Here is a 15,186-nt window from a genome sequence, read left to right as displayed (position 1 = left end):
TTGTGTTAGCTCTCGACAAGCACCACACAACACCCGGAGGTCCTCTTATTGCGACAAATCATCCCCTCGTGTCACCAACGTCCCGGGACAGTACAACTAGCTGCGCGGCAGTTTCATGCCGGACTCGACCATCACGTCCCGGAGCCGGTCCGGGTAGTCCGTGATCAGCCCATCCACTCCGGCGCCGATGAGCGCGCGCATGGTGGGCTTGTCGTCAACGGTCCACGGAATGACCTGCATGCCTGCCGCGTGGGCACGCCGGACCATGTCGGCAGTGACGTAGGGAACGTAGCCCGGATCCGTCACGGCGCCGTTCTGCGGCGTGCCGTGCACCGGAGAGATGGCGTCGAAGCCGAGGGAAGAGGCCGCGGCGACGAGGTCACCGCCGAAGTCATCGGCGTCGATTCCGCCCAGCCACGGCGACTTGCCGGGCTGGCCCGTCTGGAGGAAGTCCTTGTTGGTGAGGGCCACGGTGCGGATCCGGGGAGCGCGCTGTTGGACCAGGCGCAGTGAACCCCAATCGAAGCTCTCAATCGAGACACGGCCCTGCATGTGGGCGGCCGTGATTTCGCGGAGTGCGACGTCGACGAACTGCTCGCGCGGTGCGGTTTCCTGCGGCGCGCCTGCCTCCACCTTGGTTTCGATGTTGAACTTCACCCGGCTGGCACGGTAGGAGTCCGCCAACGCGAAGACCTCGGCCAGCGTGGGCATCTTTGCGCCCGGAGAGGCAACCTGGCCCGGGAACTGGGGAAGCGTGAGGCTGCCGCAATCCAGGCTGCGGACCTGCGCGAACGTCAGGTCCTTGACGTACTTGCCGACGTAGGGGAACTGCGGGTCGTTCGGCGTGACAGGAGCCGTGTCCAGGCACTTCTGGCCGCTGATCTTGCGGTCGTGGGTGATGACCTCGTGGCCGTCCTTGGTGATCTGAAGGTCAAGCTCGAGGGTGGAGACGCCGGTCTCGATCCCTTTGGCGAAGGACGCCAGCGTTGACTCGACGGTCAGGCCGATGCCGCCGCGGTGGGCCTGGAGATCAAAGTGGTTGTCCTGGCCGTTGGCGTTGATGCCGGCCGCGTTGGCCTGGGCCGCGTTTGCCTGGATTGGGGTGGCGAGCAGCAGGGCTGCGCTGAGTACGGCAGCGCCGAGCTTCGTCTGGGTCCGCATGGGAAGGTTCTCCACTCTGGTGGTGTGCAGTTGCACGGCCACCTTGCCCGGCCGCGGCCAACTCCGGACCAGCGCAGCCTGACCAGCGCACCACGCGGCGGTGAACGTCCGGTGTAGCCAACGGACGTTCACCGCCCTCGCGCCTGGATGTGCGCCCGGACCGGAGCCCTACTGGTTCTTGCGGATCAGCTTGTGGGTGGCTGCCTGCGCCACCGGGCGGATCACGATCTCGTCCAGGTTGACGTGGTGCGGCGCGACGACGGCGTAGCGGACCACATCCGCGACGTCCTCGGCGGTAAGCGGCTTCTCGACCCCGGCGTAGACCTTGGCCGCCGCGTCCTGGTCACCGAGCCGGTTCAGGGCGAACTCCTCGGTCTGCACCAAGCCGGGGAGCACCTCGATCACGCGGACATTGTGCTCGGCCTCTTCGAGCCGCAGCGCCCCTGTCAGGGCGTGCTGGGCGAACTTGGCCGCGTTGTAGCCGCCGCCGCCCTCGTAGGCCGTCAGCCCGGCGGTGGAGGTCAGGTTCAGCACAGTGCCCTCACCGTCCGCCCGCAGCATGGGCAAGAACGCCCGGATCAGCTTCATGCTGCCCAGCACGTTGACCTGGAACATCCAGTCCCAGTCCTCGGTCTTGGCCCCGGCAATCCTGTCGGCACCGCGGGCTCCGCCGGCGATGTTGATCAGCGTGTCGATGCCGCCGGCCCGGGTCACCTCATCGAGCAGCCGGGCCACGTCGGCGTCGTCAGTCACATCGGCGGGAAGGGCGACGGCGCCGGTTTCGGCGGCGAGCGCCTCGAGCCGGTCGGCACGGCGGGCGACGGCGAACACGGTCCAGCCTTCTTTGCGGAGCGCCCGCACGGTGGCCTCGCCGATTCCGGTGCTCGCGCCGGTGACCAGTGCTGCTTTGAGCACTGTTGCTGTCTTTGCAGTTCCTGCGTTATCCATTCCCTCAGTCATGGCACCACCCTAACGGGAAGGCCGGGGACCCCGCGCCGGGTGCCCGCTGGATGAACCCGCGTGAATCAACCCTGCAGGAATTCCAGCAGGACCCGGGCGTGGTTGGTCTCCGGATCCCGCGCACCGAACAACAGCGTCACTTTGCCGTGCTCCGCCGCAAGGCCATGCAGCGTCTGTACGGCAGGGTTGGTTTCGAGCTCCGCCTCATACGCCGCCCGGAAGTCTGCGAACCGTTCCTGCATGTGTGCGAACTCCTTGCGCAGCGGCGGGGACGGTGCCACCTCCTTGAGCCAGAGCTCCAGTTGGGCCCGTTCCTTGCTGACTCCGCGCGGCCAGAGCCGGTCCACCAGAACCCGGCAGCCGTCGTCGTCAGAGGGGTCTTCGTAGATGCGCTTGATCGCGAAGATACCGGCGGAACTTCCCTGAGATTTGCCCATCTGCGCATGCTACTTCACAGCTGAGAGCAGTCTCCTACGCCAAAACAACCTGCCGAAAGTACGTTTTGGGGTAATAAATGGAAGAATTGAGCCCATGGCTGAAGACAAACAGGGTACAGACACGCCCACCACCGCCCCCATCAACGTTCCGGACAAGCCCGCCCTGGAGGGGCTGGAAGAAACGCTCACGCAGCGCTGGCTTGACGAAGGGACCTACAAGTTCGCCCAGGACACCACGCGGGAACAGGTCTACTCGATCGACACTCCCCCGCCCACGGCGTCGGGATCCCTCCACGTCGGACATATGTTCTCCTACACGCAGACCGACGTCCTGGCGCGCTACCAGCGCATGACCGGCAAGAACGTCTTCTACCCCATGGGCTGGGACGACAACGGCCTGCCCACCGAGCGCCGCGTGCAGAACTACTACGGCGTGCGCTGCGATCCGGCGATTGCCTACGACGCCGGCTACCGCCCCCCGGCCGAGCCCGCCAAGAACCAGCGCGATTTCGACGTCATCTCCCGCCGGAACTTCATCGAGCTGTGCGAAGAGCTCGCGGTCGAGGACGAGAAGGTCTTCGAGCACCTCTTCCGGACGCTGGGCCTGTCCGTGGACTGGGACCTCACCTACCGGACCATCGATGACAAGTCCCGCGCGATCTCCCAGCGCGCCTTCCTGGCCAACCTGGCCGCCGGCGACGCCTACATGGCCGAGGCTCCCACCCTGTGGGATGTCACCTTCCGCACCGCGGTGGCCCAGGCCGAGCTTGAGGACCGCGAGGTCGCGGGCGCCTACTACCGCTACCCGTTCTTCACCGCCGAGGGCGAGAAGATCTTCATCGAGACCACCCGCCCCGAGCTGCTGGCCGCCTGCGCCGCGCTGGTGGCGAACCCCGACGACGAGCGCTACAAGCCGCTGTTCGGCAAGAAGGTCACCTCTCCCCTGTTCGGCGTCGAGGTAGAGGTCAAGGCCCACCCGCTCGCGAAGGCGGACAAGGGCTCCGGCATCGCCATGGTCTGCACCTTCGGCGACCTCACCGACGTCACCTGGTGGCGCGAGCTGCAGCTGCCCACCCGCGCAATCGTGGGCCGTGACGGCCGCATCATCGGCGAGACGCCGGAGTGGATCACCACCGAAGCAGGCCGCGCCAGCTTCGCGGCCATCGCCGGCAAAACCGTCTTCAGCGCCAAGGAGGGCGTGGTGGAGCTCCTGGCCGCCGCGGACCTGCTCGACGGCGAGCCCAAGAAGATGACGCACCCGGTGAACTTCTTCGAGAAGGGCGACAAGCCCCTCGAGGTCGTGACCTCCCGCCAGTGGTACATCCGCAACGGCGGCCGCGATGAGGACCGCCGCGAACGGCTGATCGGCCGCGGCAACGAGATCGAATTCCACCCCGCCTTCATGCGGTCCCGCTACGAGAACTGGATTTCCGGGCTCAACGGCGACTGGCTCGTGTCCCGTCAGCGCTTCTTCGGCGTGCCGGTACCGGTCTGGTACCCGCTGGATGCCGACGGCAACCCTGAATACGACGCACCGATTGTCCCGTCCGACGCACAGCTCCCCGTGGACCCCGCGGCGGATGCGGCACCGGGCTATGAGGAGGCCCAGCGCGATGTGCCGGGCGGCTTCACCGGCGACGCGGACGTTCTGGACACGTGGGCCACGTCCTCGCTGACGCCGCAGATTGTGGGCGGCTGGAGCACCGACGAGGCGCTGTTCGCCAAGGTCTACCCGTTCGACGTCCGCCCGCAGGGGCACGACATCATCCGGACCTGGCTGTTCTCCTCCGCCGTCCGCGCCGACGCGCTGCAGAAGACTGCTCCGTGGAAGCACGCGGCCATCTCCGGCTGGATCCTGGACCCGGACCGGAAGAAGATGTCCAAGTCCAAGGGCAACGTCATTGTGCCCACGGATGTGCTGGACGAGTACGGTTCGGATGCAGTGCGCTACTGGGCTGCCTCGGCCAGGCTCGGCGCGGACACCGCCTACGAGATCGCCCAGATGAAGATCGGCCGCCGCCTGGCGATCAAACTGCTCAACGCCTCCAAGTTTGTCCTGAACCTGGGCGCCACCGAGGACTCGGTGGTTTCCGGTGACCTGTCCGTGCTGAGCAACCCCCTGGACCGGGCCGTCCTGGCCCAGCTCGCCGACGTCGTCCAGCAGGCCACCAAGGCGTTCGAGGGCTACGACTACGCCCGGGCCCTGCAGATCACCGAGAGCTTCTTCTGGAACTTCACGGACGACTATGTGGAGCTCATCAAGGACCGCGCCTACGGTGCGGCCGGTGAGGAGCAGCAGGCGTCCGTGCTGGCCGCCCTCGCGACGAGCCTGGACACCCTCCTGCGGCTCTTCGCGCCGTTCCTGCCGTTCGCCACGGAGGAAGTCTGGAGCTGGTGGCGCACCGGTTCGGTGCACCGTGCCCAGTGGCCGTCGGCCATTGCGGTCGACGGCGACACGACCCTGCTGGCCACGGTCGGCACCGCGCTCAGCGGCATCCGCAAGGCCAAGTCCGAGGCAAAGGTCAAGCAGCGCACCGAGGTGCTCTCCGCGACGGTCACGGCCTCGGAGTCCCTCACGACGCAGCTGAAGGCCGGCCTCGCCGATCTCAAGGCCGCCGCCAACGCGCGTGAACTGGCCCTGGTCGCCGGCGAGGGCGAACTGACCGTCAGCGACGTCGTGCTGGCACCTGCCGAGCCGCCCGCCCAGGGGTAACGGCCGCCATTTCGACACAGAGGAAGAGGGCCCTCCGCCCGGCTCAGGCCGGCGGAGGGCCTTCTTGCTTATGTCGCGTTGCCGCCCGTGCGCCTCAGATTTTGAAGGAGGTCTCGAAGCGTGTCAGCACCGGCGGGGCGGCCAGGAGCTCCCCCAGCCCGCTCGCGCCGTCGCCGGCCCGCCATGCGCGGTAGGCGGCGTCGTGCTCCAGCGACGCCCACTGTTCCACCACGAGAACGTGCGCAGGATCCGTGCTGTCAACCAGCACGTCGACGCCGAGGCAGCCGTCAAACGCCCGGGTATCGGAAAGAATGTCGCGGAGCACGACCGCGGCCGTGGGCACGGCTTCGGCTTTGAGGTTCAGGTCAAGGTGGGCGGTGATGGGCATGGCGTTCCAATGATCGAAGGTTGGCTAACACAGGACGCCGCCGGGCGGGGTGCTTCCGCACCACGGCACCCAGACCGCGGCCTGTCAATGAAAGCAACAGCGTTGCCGCCGGGCTTGTTCCTTCGGTTCCGGCCCGCCGGCCGGCTTCCGCTGCTAGGCGCCGGATTCCCGGCTTTGCCGTTCCGCTTCGCTGATCGCCCAGGCCGCGTTGACCATGCCGATGTGGCTGAACGCCTGCGGGAAGTTGCCCAGCAGCTCGTTGCTGTCCGGGGCTACCTCTTCGGCCATCAGGCCCAGGTCCGTGGCGAACGCGGCTGCCCGCTCGAACACGGCCCGGGCGCGTTGGGTGCGTCCGGCGAGAGCCAGGGCGTGCGCCAGCCAAAAGGTGCACAGCAGGAACGTGCCCTCCTCCCCCGTCATGCCGTCATCGGCAAGGTAGCGGTACACGAGGCCGCGGGAGTCCGTGAGCCGCTCCTCGATCGCGTCGATCGTGGCGAGCATGCCGGGATCATCGGCCGGCAGGAATCCCACGATGGCCAGCATCAGGGCCGAGGCATCGAGGTCCTCGGAGCCGTACGCCTGGGTGTAGGCGTTCGCCGCCGCACTCCATCCCTCGGTGCGGATGGACGCCGCGATAGCATCCCGCGCCTGGGTCCAGTGCGGGACCTTGTCGGGTGACTGCAGGATTCCGGCGAGGGAGATCGCCCGGTCCACGGCCACCCAGCACATGAGCTTGGAGTGCAGGTAGTGGCGCCGCTCCCCGCGGACTTCCCACATGCCGTGGTCGGCGGACCGCCAGCGCGCGGCGGCGGTGTCAGCGGCGTCGGCGAGGAAGGTCCGCGTCTCCGGTGCCAGCTCCGCGAGGTACTCCGGCAAGGTGGCGGCGGCGTCGAGGAGTTCGCCGTAGACGTCGAGCTGGCGCTGGTTTCAGGCGCCGTTGCCCACCCGGACCGGGGAGCTGGCGCGCCAGCCCGGCAGGTGGGCGAGTTCGCGTTCGGGGAGCTCGCGTTCGCCGCCGATGCCGAACATGATCTGCAGTTCCTCGCGGGCGGCCAGCTGGCGGGCGGCCGCGGTGGCCAGGAACTGGAAGAACTTCCCGGCCTCGTCCGGGCAGGCCGCCACCCACAGGGCCTGCAGGGTCATGCTGGCGTCCCGGATCCAGCTGTAGCGGTAGTCCCAGTTGCGCGTGCCGCCGGCCACCTCGGGCAGCGACGTGGTGGGGGCGGCCACGATGGCGCCGCTTGGGTAGTAGCTCAGCGCCTGCAGGATCCGTCCGCTGCCGGCCACCAGCTCCTGCCACGGTCCGCGGTAGTTCTGGTGTATCGCGGACCAGCTGGTCCAGCCCTGTACGGTGTCCTCGAGCCGGCGTCGAATCTCGGCCTGGCTCCAGAACACCGGGGCCCGGCTGCCGCCGGGGTCTGCGGAGTTGGAGTGGAGGGCAAAGCCGGCAACGTCGCCGGCGCGGAGGCTCAGGCGCACGTGCGTGGTACCTGTGGCGGGGTCCGTGGCGGGGTCCGTGCTGGAGTCGGGGCTGAACTGGACGGACGCCGGGGCCGAGAAGGACAGGACCGAATCTCCCGCACTGATCAGGATCCCGCCGTCGGCGCCGCGTTCCCGGGGCCAGGTGAGCTGGGGCCAGGTGAGCTGGGGCCAGGTGAGCTGCGGCCGGGCCAGGCCGTAGTCGGGTCGGGCGGCCAGGACGACGTCGACGTCGACTGCGCCCTGGGTGCAGGACACCTGGCGCAGGAGGGTGCCCGGGGAGTCCGCACCGAGCTCGTGGCCCCGCCGGCCGTCACCGAGGGCCAGGGCATCCGTGACCGTCACTTCGCCCTCGGCGGTGGTGTGGGTGGTTTCCAGGACCAGCGTGGGGCCGAGGTAGCGCCGGGTCGAGGTGTGGGCGCTGGCGGGCTGGCTCGACCAGAAACCCGCCTCCGGTCCGAGGAGGCGTCCGAACACCGAGGGGCTGTCGAAGCGGGGGAAGCAGAGCCAGTCCACGGAGCCGGCCGCACTCACCAGCGCGGCGGAGCGGCAGTCGGACAGGAGGGCGTAGTCCGCAATGGGTTCATTGCTCTGGACATTACTCATGGGCACACTCTGGCCAGATTTTGGGCAAAGGGGAAGCCCCATCAGCGTTAGCCGTTGGTGGGGCTTCGACTTTTCGATTGTCACGTGACGTCTTAGACAATCTGGCAGGATCCTTAGATTTCCAGGTCTTCCTACCTCGTCACTGGTAGCCATCATCTGACTTTGCCGAAGGCTGCGTCGGATGAGTGTCACTGAATCTTTGGTTCCTGCGTCCCTCTTCTTTCGAAGTGGGTAAGTTCTATTGTTGTCCCCCGGTTTGCCGTGCACAAGAGCCCCGGATGAACTACATCGGAGTAATTCTTCCGGGGCTCCTGGAGGGCCGGACAGCAAGCCCGGCGAAGCGTCCGGCGAGGCGTCCGGAGGCCTAGTTGAAGGCCGGGCTTTCGGTCCGGCTGCGCTTGATTTCGAAGAAGTACGGGAAGGATGCCAGGGTCACTGTCGCGTCCCAGATCTTTCCGGCGTCCTCGCCGCGCGGGATGCGGGTCAGGACTGGGCCGAAGAATGCCGTGCCGTTGAAGGCCACGACCGGTGTGCCGACGTCCTGTCCCACTAGGGAGATGCCGGCCTCGTGGCTGGTGCGGAGCTGGGCGTCGAATTCGTCGCTCTGGCCGGCGGCGGCAAGCTCGGCCGGCAGTCCTGCCTCGGCCAGCGACTTGGCGATGACTTCGCCAACGTCCTTATTGCCTTCGTTGTGGATCTTGGTGCCCATGGAGTCGTAGAGCGGCTTGATGTACTCAGCACCGTGCTTTTCCGAGGCGGCTATGATGACGCGGACCGGCGCCCAGGCCTTCTTCATGAGCTCCTTGTACTTCTCGGGGAGCTCCTCGCGGCCTTCATTGAGTACAGCGAGGCTCATCACGTGCCACTCGGTCTTGATGTCGCGGACTTCTTCCACTTCGCCGATCCAACGCGAGGTGACCCAGGCGAAGGGGCACATGGGGTCGAACCAGAAGTCGGCTTTGTTGGTCAGGGTTGCAGGCACAGGTGTTCTCCTTAGGGAAGTCTGCGGGAAAGCGCGCCGGGTCAGAGCATATATGGGGCGCACCAAAACAAGGTCGCGTCACGTGGGCGCTTCAAAGGCTACAGCGACCCGCAAGGCTGGTTTATTCCGAACGGGCCAGTTCCAAATGAGGCCGAGGGGTCAGGCGGACTTGCGGCGCTTGACGTCGTGGGCGATCATCGTGGGCGCCGCCTTCTTCGTCACGACCTCTTCGGTGATCACGACGCTCGCGACGTCGTCGCGGCTGGGGAGGTCAAACATGACCGGAAGCAGGACTTCCTCCATGATGGCGCGCAGCCCCCGTGCACCGGTGCCCCGCTCCAGCGCCTGGTCGGCGATGGTGTTCAGTGCCTCGTCCTCGAAGATGAGCTCGACGCCGTCGAGCTGGAACATCTTCTGGTACTGCTTGACGAGGGCGTTCTTGGGCGTGGACAGGATCTGGATGAGCGCGGCGCGGTCCAGGTTCGAGACCGTGGTGATGACGGGCAGCCGGCCGATGAATTCCGGAATCAGCCCGAACTTCAGCAGGTCCTCCGGCATGACCTCGCCGTAGGAATCCGTGGTGTTCTTTACCTCGTTGAGCGGCGCGCCGAAGCCGATCCCCTTGCGTCCGGAACGCGAACCGATGATGTCTTCGAGCCCCGCGAAGGCGCCGGCCACGATGAACAGCACGTTGGTGGTGTCAATCTGGATGAATTCCTGGTGCGGGTGTTTGCGGCCGCCCTGCGGCGGGACGGATGCCACGGTGCCCTCGAGAATTTTCAGGAGCGCCTGCTGCACGCCCTCGCCCGAGACGTCCCGGGTGATGGACGGGTTTTCGCTCTTGCGCGAGATCTTGTCGATCTCATCGATGTAGATGATGCCCTGCTCGGCCTTCTTGACGTCATAGTCGGCGGCCTGGATGAGCTTGAGGAGGATGTTCTCGACGTCCTCGCCGACGTAGCCGGCTTCGGTCAGGGCCGTGGCGTCGGCCACCGCGAACGGGACGTTGAGGCGACGCGCCAGGGTCTGGGCCAGATAGGTTTTGCCGCAGCCGGTGGGGCCGATCAGCAGGATGTTGGACTTGGCGATCTCGACGTCGTCGTGGTGCACGCCGTCCGCCAGGCTGCCGCTCTTCGGCGCATGGCCGGCCTGGATCCGCTTGTAGTGGTTGTAGACCGCGACGGCGAGCGAACGCTTGGCGGGTTCCTGGCCGATCACATATTCCTGCAGGAAATCAAAGATCTCGCGGGGCTTGGGCAGTTCGAAACTGCCCAGGTCAGCTACTTCCGCGAGTTCTTCTTCGATGATCTCGTTGCAGAGTTCGATGCACTCGTCGCAGATGTAGACGCCGGGCCCGGCAATGAGCTTGCGAACCTGCTTCTGGCTCTTTCCGCAGAAAGAACACTTCAGCAGATCAGTGCTCTCGCCAATCCGAGCCATGTGTGAACCCCTTTAGTAGCTTGCTGCTGGCTGTGACATGTTCCACTCTAGGTCACTTTAGGCCCGTTGGGTGGAAAGCGGACGCCGGTGCGGCCAAGTAAAAGTGCCGCACCGGCGCGTCGCGAATTACTGATTAGCGCGCGATTGCCTGGGGCTTGATCTTGCGGGAATCCAGGACCTGGTCAATGAGGCCGTACTGCATAGCCTCGGCGGCGGTGAGGATTTTGTCCCGCTCGATGTCGTTGTTGACCTGTTCCGGCGTCCGGCCGGAGTGCTTGGCCAGCGTGTCCTCGAGCCAGGAGCGCATGCGCATAACCTCGGCGGCCTGGATCTCCAGGTCGGAGGCCTGCCCGCCCTGTCCACCGGACAGGGACGGCTGGTGGATCAGGACACGCGCGTTCGGCAGCGCCAGGCGCTTGCCCGGCGTGCCGGCCGCGAGCAGCACGGCTGCGGCGCTGGCCGCCTGGCCGAGGCAAACGGTCTGGATCTCCGGGCGGATGTACGTCATGGTGTCGTAGATCGCGGTCATGGCGGTGAAGGAGCCGCCCGGGGAGTTGATGTAGAGGGTGATGTCGCGGTCCGGATCGGTGGACTCAAGCACCAGCAGCTGGGCCATCACGTCGTCCGCCGAGGCGTCGTCGACCTGGACGCCCAGGAAGATGATGCGGTCCTCGAACAGCTTGGTGTACGGGTCCTGGCGCTTGAAGCCGTAAGGCGTGCGCTCTTCGAACTGCGGCAGCACGTAGCGGCTGCTCGGCAGATTACCGGCAGTCGAACCGAAGTTGTAGTTCATGTTCATTGCTCCTGAATTCATTGCTGTCTACGTGCCGGTCAGTTCTCGGTGGCTGCAGCAGCGCCGCCGCCGTTGCCGGAGCCGTTGGCGTTTGTTCCGCCGCCGCCGGCCACGGATCCGGCGTGCGCCGCGATCTTGTCGAAGAAGCCGTATTCGAGGGCTTCCGAGGCCGTGAACCACTTGTCGCGGTCGTTGTCCTTGAGGATGGTGTCCACGGTCTGGCCGGTTTGGTCGGCGGTCAGCTCGGCCATGACCTTCTTCATGTGCAGGATCAGCTCGGCCTGGATCTTGATGTCCGAAGCCGTGCCGCCGATGCCGCCGGAGGGCTGGTGCATTAGGATGCGGGCATTGGGGGTGGCGTAGCGCTTGCCCTTGGTGCCCGAGGAGAGCAGGAACTGCCCCATGGAGGCGGCGAGCCCGGTGGCCACCGTGACGACGTCGTTCGGGATGAACTGCATGGTGTCGTAGATGGCCATGCCGGCGGTGACGGAGCCGCCGGGTGAGTTGATGTAAAGGTAGATGTCCCGTTCAGGATTCTCCGCCGAGAGCAGCAGCAGCTGGGAGCAGATCGCGTTGGCGTTATCGTCGCGGACCTCGGAGCCGAGCCAGATGATGCGCTCTTTCAGCAGGCGGTTGTAAATGTAGTTATCCTGGGCTGCCGGATCGACCGTGGCCATCCGGGGCGCCCCTGCTTGCTGTGACATATGTACTTACCTCTCGCTGGCGACGGTGACGTCACTGGACGACATCACTGAACTTTCCTACAGCGACACTAACCGTTTTCACGCCCGCTTTGTTCGCTTGCGGCGGGCTGTTCGCTGTCGGCGCACGTCCGCCGGCGCGGGGCTAAACCGGCACGAGGTTAAACCAGCAGGGCTTAAAACAGTCGGCCCCCGGATCGGTGATCCGGGGGCCGACTGTTCTAAGTCTCAGGGACTGCTAGAACTTCACTGCTGCGGGGTCATCGCTGGGCGTGGCCTCGGTGGCTGCTTCAGCCGCGGAAGCTTCTTCCTCAACGGATTCAGCGGCCGGCGCGGCTTCGTCGCCGGGGCGGACGAAATCGCTCAGGTCAACCTTGTTGCCCTCGGAGTCGGTCACCTCGGCCTGGCCCAAGACCACGGCCAGTGCCTTGCGGCGGCGGACCTCGGAAACCATCATGGGAACCTGGCCGCTCTGGTCGATGATCTGGGCGAACTGGTTCGGGTCCATGCCGTACTGGCTGGCGGTGGTGACGATGTAGTCGATCAGCTCGTTCTGGCTGACGTTGACTTCTTCCTTCTCGGCGATGGCGTCAAGGATGATCTCGTTCTGGAAGGCGCGCTCGGTGTTGGCCTTGACCTCGGCGCGGTGCTCCTCGGTGTCGTGCTCGCCTTCGCCGTGGGCGTTTTCGGCGTTGAAGTGCTGCTCCAGCTGCTCTTCGACGATCGATTCCGGGACGGGAACCGCGACGAGCTCAACGAGCTTGTCAAGGACCTTGTCGCGGGCCTCGACGCCCTGCTCAACAACCTTGGACTCGGCGGCCTGCTTGGCCAGGTCCTCACGGAGTTCGGCCAGGGTGTCGAATTCGCTGGCGAGCTGGGCGAAGTCGTCGTCGGCAACGGGGAGCTCGCGCTCCTTGACGGCCTTGACGGTGACCTTGACCTGAGCGGACTCGCCGGCGTGCTCGCCGCCGACCAGCGTGGTGTCAAAGATGGCGTCCTCGTCGGCGCTGAGGCCGGTGACGGCCTCGTCGAGGCCTTCGAGCATGGTGCCAGCGCCAACCTGGTAGGACAGGCCGGAGGCGGAGTCAACCTCGGCGCCGTCGATCGAGGCTGCGATGTCGATCGTCAGGAAGTCGCCGTCGGCGGCCGGGCGGTCCACGGACTTCAGCGTGCCAAAGCGGCCGCGGAGCTCGTCCAGGGCCTTGTCGACGTCGGCGTCCGAAGACTCGGCGGCGGCAACCTCGACCTTGATGCCGGCGTAGTCAGGCAGTTCGATCTCGGGACGGATGTCGACCTCGGCGTGGAACTTGAGCTCGCCGTCAGTGGCGGACGGGTCCGGAACCTCGGTGATCTCAACCTCGGGACGGCTCAGGGGACGGATGCCGGTTTCCTGCACGGCAGCCTGGTACCAGCCGTTGAGGCCTTCGTTGATGGCCGTCTCCAGGACGTAGCCGCGGCCGACGCGCTGGTCGATGAGCTTGGAGGGGACCTTTCCCTTGCGGAAACCGGGAACCTGGATCTGCGAAGCAACAGTCTTGTATGCCTCTGCGATGCTGGGCTTCAATTCCTCAAAGGGGACCTCAACATTGAGCTTGACCCGCGTGGGGGTGAGGTTCTCGACAGCGCTCTTCACAGTCTAAGTACTCCTGGTGTGGGGGGAATAGGGTTCTGCATTGCCACGTGCTGGCAGTGCTTGCAGAGTCGGGGTGACAGGATTTGAACCTGCGACTTCCTGCTCCCAAAGCAGGCGCTCTAGCCAAGCTGAGCTACACCCCGTAAGTGCACAGAACAGTCTACGGTCATACCGTGCAGATTTGCACATTTGACACCGGGGCCCTGCATTAGGTTTAGTTGTATCCGGCTTGAACAGCCGACCGGAAGTTTTGCTGAAAATCCAGCATCCCTCCCGGGGACGTAGCTTAATGGTAAAGCCTCAGTCTTCCAAACTGATTACGCGGGTTCGATTCCCGTCGTCCCCTCGGAAATATGTCCCCTCGGAAATATGACGAAAAGCCCCTCTGCGGAGGGGCTTTTTTCGTGCCTGCTGCAAAGATGCCCGGTCAGGCCTGCTGGCACTGCGGGCACCAGTACAGTTTCCGCGCACCCAGTTCTGTGAGCGCCACGGTTGTGCCGCAGTCACGGCAGTCCAGGCCGTGCCTGCGGTAGACGAAGTGCGCCTGGTCCGGCTCCGGCAGCACTCCGGCCGCAGTGCCCGGCGTGGCGTCGCCATGCCCTTCCCGGGACGGCGTGCCCCAGTACTGCGGCGGCGTCGTGATGATCCGGCCGTCCCGGACGCCGTCGGACATCATTGCCGCGGTGTCGTCCCAGAGCCGGCGTGCCGCCTCCGGCGTCAGGCCGGTTCCGGGCAGCCAGGGGTTGAGCCGCTGCCGGAACAGCAGTTCGGCCCGGTAGACGTTCCCGACGCCGGCAATCACCTTCTGGTCCATGAGCAGGCCCGCCAGCGGTGTTCGTTTGGCCGTCACGGTAGTGGCGAATGCGTCCCGGTCGCCTGGCCGGTTGCCCAGCGGGTCCGGGCCAAGGCGGGCGACGACGGCCGCTGCTTCGGCCGCGATGATCGCCTCGCAGGTGGTGGCGCCGCGCAGATCCGCCCAGCCGTGCCCGCTTACCAGCCGGACGCGGACCGCCCCGACCGGTTCCGGCGGCCCTGCGTAGGCAGACGATGCGGCGACGGCGACGGCCGGCTCGCCGTCGTCGTACACCTCCCGCTCCCCCACCTTCCGGGGCGCCCCGATGCTGGACGCGCCACGGAAGGTTGCATCCCCGCCGAAATTCCAGGCGCCGTAGAGGCCCAGGTGGACGTGCAGGACCACGCCGTGGTCGAACTCGAGGAACAGGTGCTTGCCGTGAGCGGCCGCGGACGTCAGGACGTGGCCGTCCAACAGCGCGGCGCCGGGCGCGAACCGGCCTTGCGGGCTCGAGACCGTCAGCCTCTCGCCCGCGAAGACGTCACCGAACTGGCGCGCCAGCCGGTGGACGGAGTGCCCCTCCGGCACTACTGGACGACTTCGCCGGTGCGCTCGTAGGTGGCGATCTTGCCGATCCGGCGGAGGTGGCGCTCGTCGTTGCTGAACGGCTCGGTCAGGAAGGCCTCGATGATGGCCGTTGCCTCGTCCACGCTGTGCTGGCGGCCGCCGACGGCGACGACGTTGGCGTCGTTGTGTTCGCGGGCGAGCTGCGCCGTGGAGAGGTTCCAGGCCAGTGCGGCGCGCACGCCCTTGACCTTGTTGGCGGCAATCTGTTCGCCGTTGCCGGATCCGCCGAGCACGATGCCCAGGGCGGGGGTTCCGGCTTCCTGGTCCGCCACCACCGCGAGGGCGGCGTTGATGCAGAACGACGGGTAGTCATCCAGGGCGTCGTATTCCGTGGGTCCGTGGTCCACCACCTCGTAGCCTTTGGCGCTGAGGTGGCTGACGAGGTGGGCGCTGAGCTCCATTCCGGCGTGGTCGGTGGCAATGTGCACGCGGGGGAAGTCAGAAATGGTCACGGCTGTTCCGTTCAGTTGCGG

Annotated in this window: 12 protein-coding genes, 2 tRNA genes and 1 pseudogene; 2 read left to right on the top strand and 13 right to left on the bottom strand. The window is 66.3% G+C overall.

All coding sequences use genetic code 11. The features are described from left to right. Positions 1-96: 96 nt before the first annotated feature. From ACFVTM_RS22510 to ACFVTM_RS22500, 3 genes are all read right to left on the bottom strand, one after another. Complete coding sequence (locus tag ACFVTM_RS22510) at positions 97-1,161, bottom strand: glycerophosphodiester phosphodiesterase (protein ID WP_390206401.1); 1,065 nt, start codon at positions 1,159-1,161, stop codon at positions 97-99. 168 nt (positions 1,162-1,329) lie between these two features. Next, positions 1,330-2,121: an SDR family oxidoreductase gene (locus ACFVTM_RS22505; RefSeq protein WP_390206399.1), complete on the bottom strand. Its 792-nt coding sequence runs from the start codon at positions 2,119-2,121 to the stop codon at positions 1,330-1,332. A gap of 65 nt (positions 2,122-2,186) precedes the next feature. Next, positions 2,187-2,558 carry a DUF488 domain-containing protein gene (locus ACFVTM_RS22500; RefSeq protein ID WP_390206397.1) on the bottom strand — a complete coding sequence of 124 codons (372 nt, stop codon included), beginning with the start codon at positions 2,556-2,558 and terminating at the stop codon, positions 2,187-2,189. Positions 2,559-2,652: 94 nt separating this feature from the next. Here ACFVTM_RS22500 and valS point away from each other — a divergent pair, with 94 nt between their 5' ends. Continuing rightward, on the top strand, positions 2,653-5,271 hold the full coding sequence (gene valS / locus ACFVTM_RS22495; protein ID WP_390206395.1) for a valine--tRNA ligase: 2,619 nt from the start codon (positions 2,653-2,655) through the stop codon (positions 5,269-5,271). A gap of 94 nt (positions 5,272-5,365) precedes the next feature. Here the strand turns inward: valS and ACFVTM_RS22490 are convergent, their stop codons facing one another. From ACFVTM_RS22490 to ACFVTM_RS22455, 8 genes and pseudogenes are all read right to left on the bottom strand, one after another. Further along, positions 5,366-5,659 carry a putative quinol monooxygenase gene (locus ACFVTM_RS22490; RefSeq protein ID WP_390206394.1) on the bottom strand — a complete coding sequence of 98 codons (294 nt, stop codon included), beginning with the start codon at positions 5,657-5,659 and terminating at the stop codon, positions 5,366-5,368. Positions 5,660-5,812: 153 nt separating this feature from the next. Beyond that, positions 5,813-7,744, bottom strand: a pseudogene (locus tag ACFVTM_RS22485) (glycoside hydrolase family 15 protein). A gap of 364 nt (positions 7,745-8,108) precedes the next feature. Next, positions 8,109-8,726 carry a DsbA family protein gene (locus ACFVTM_RS22480; protein WP_390206393.1) on the bottom strand — a complete coding sequence of 206 codons (618 nt, stop codon included), beginning with the start codon at positions 8,724-8,726 and terminating at the stop codon, positions 8,109-8,111. 159 nt (positions 8,727-8,885) lie between these two features. Beyond that, complete coding sequence (clpX, locus tag ACFVTM_RS22475) at positions 8,886-10,166, bottom strand: ATP-dependent Clp protease ATP-binding subunit ClpX (RefSeq protein ID WP_229993382.1); 1,281 nt, start codon at positions 10,164-10,166, stop codon at positions 8,886-8,888. A gap of 133 nt (positions 10,167-10,299) precedes the next feature. After that, complete coding sequence (locus ACFVTM_RS22470; protein ID WP_026266422.1) at positions 10,300-10,959, bottom strand: ATP-dependent Clp protease proteolytic subunit; 660 nt, start codon at positions 10,957-10,959, stop codon at positions 10,300-10,302. Positions 10,960-10,997: 38 nt separating this feature from the next. Then, positions 10,998-11,636: an ATP-dependent Clp protease proteolytic subunit gene (locus ACFVTM_RS22465; RefSeq protein WP_390206404.1), complete on the bottom strand. Its 639-nt coding sequence runs from the start codon at positions 11,634-11,636 to the stop codon at positions 10,998-11,000. Between the two features lie 262 nt (positions 11,637-11,898). Then, positions 11,899-13,293: a trigger factor gene (tig, locus tag ACFVTM_RS22460; RefSeq protein ID WP_390206391.1), complete on the bottom strand. Its 1,395-nt coding sequence runs from the start codon at positions 13,291-13,293 to the stop codon at positions 11,899-11,901. A 68-nt stretch (positions 13,294-13,361) separates the two neighbouring features. Then, positions 13,362-13,436, bottom strand: a tRNA-Pro gene (locus ACFVTM_RS22455). A gap of 132 nt (positions 13,437-13,568) precedes the next feature. Between ACFVTM_RS22455 and ACFVTM_RS22450 the strand changes: the two genes are divergently transcribed. Beyond that, positions 13,569-13,639 (top strand) — tRNA-Gly (locus tag ACFVTM_RS22450). Between the two features lie 81 nt (positions 13,640-13,720). On the opposite strand, the gene ACFVTM_RS22445 is transcribed toward ACFVTM_RS22450, so the two are convergent. Both ACFVTM_RS22445 and ACFVTM_RS22440 read right to left on the bottom strand, forming a co-directional pair. Further along, the gene (locus tag ACFVTM_RS22445) at positions 13,721-14,674 is read right to left on the bottom strand and encodes an Fpg/Nei family DNA glycosylase (protein ID WP_390206390.1); all 954 of its coding nucleotides are present in this window, start codon (positions 14,672-14,674) and stop codon (positions 13,721-13,723) included. After that, positions 14,674-15,165, bottom strand: a complete 492-nt coding sequence (locus ACFVTM_RS22440; RefSeq protein ID WP_390206388.1) for a ribose-5-phosphate isomerase — start codon at positions 15,163-15,165, stop codon at positions 14,674-14,676. Before ACFVTM_RS22440 ends, ACFVTM_RS22445 begins: the two co-directional genes overlap by 1 nt. Positions 15,166-15,186: the final 21 nt, after the last annotated feature.

Origin of the sequence: Arthrobacter sp. NPDC058130 (assembly GCF_042884475.1) — a bacterium.
Classification (GTDB): Bacteria; Actinomycetota; Actinomycetes; order Actinomycetales; family Micrococcaceae; genus Arthrobacter.
The sequence above is the reverse complement of the archived record's forward strand: the minus strand, read 5'-3'. Positions and strand labels throughout refer to the sequence as shown.

Excerpts from the sequence above, each read along its gene's own strand:
- clpX (WP_229993382.1), bottom strand. The coding sequence starts at position 10,166 with ATGGCTCGGATTGGCGAGAGCACTGATCTGCTGAAGTGTTCTTTCTGC.
- valS (WP_390206395.1), top strand. The coding sequence starts at position 2,653 with ATGGCTGAAGACAAACAGGGTACAGACACGCCCACCACCGCCCCCATC.
- ACFVTM_RS22505 (WP_390206399.1), bottom strand. The coding sequence starts at position 2,121 with ATGACTGAGGGAATGGATAACGCAGGAACTGCAAAGACAGCAACAGTG.
- ACFVTM_RS22465 (WP_390206404.1), bottom strand. The coding sequence starts at position 11,636 with ATGGCCACGGTCGATCCGGCAGCCCAGGATAACTACATTTACAACCGC.
- ACFVTM_RS22490 (WP_390206394.1), bottom strand. The coding sequence starts at position 5,659 with ATGCCCATCACCGCCCACCTTGACCTGAACCTCAAAGCCGAAGCCGTG.
- ACFVTM_RS22500 (WP_390206397.1), bottom strand. The coding sequence starts at position 2,558 with ATGGGCAAATCTCAGGGAAGTTCCGCCGGTATCTTCGCGATCAAGCGC.
- ACFVTM_RS22470 (WP_026266422.1), bottom strand. The coding sequence starts at position 10,959 with ATGAACTACAACTTCGGTTCGACTGCCGGTAATCTGCCGAGCAGCCGC.
- ACFVTM_RS22510 (WP_390206401.1), bottom strand. The coding sequence starts at position 1,161 with ATGCGGACCCAGACGAAGCTCGGCGCTGCCGTACTCAGCGCAGCCCTG.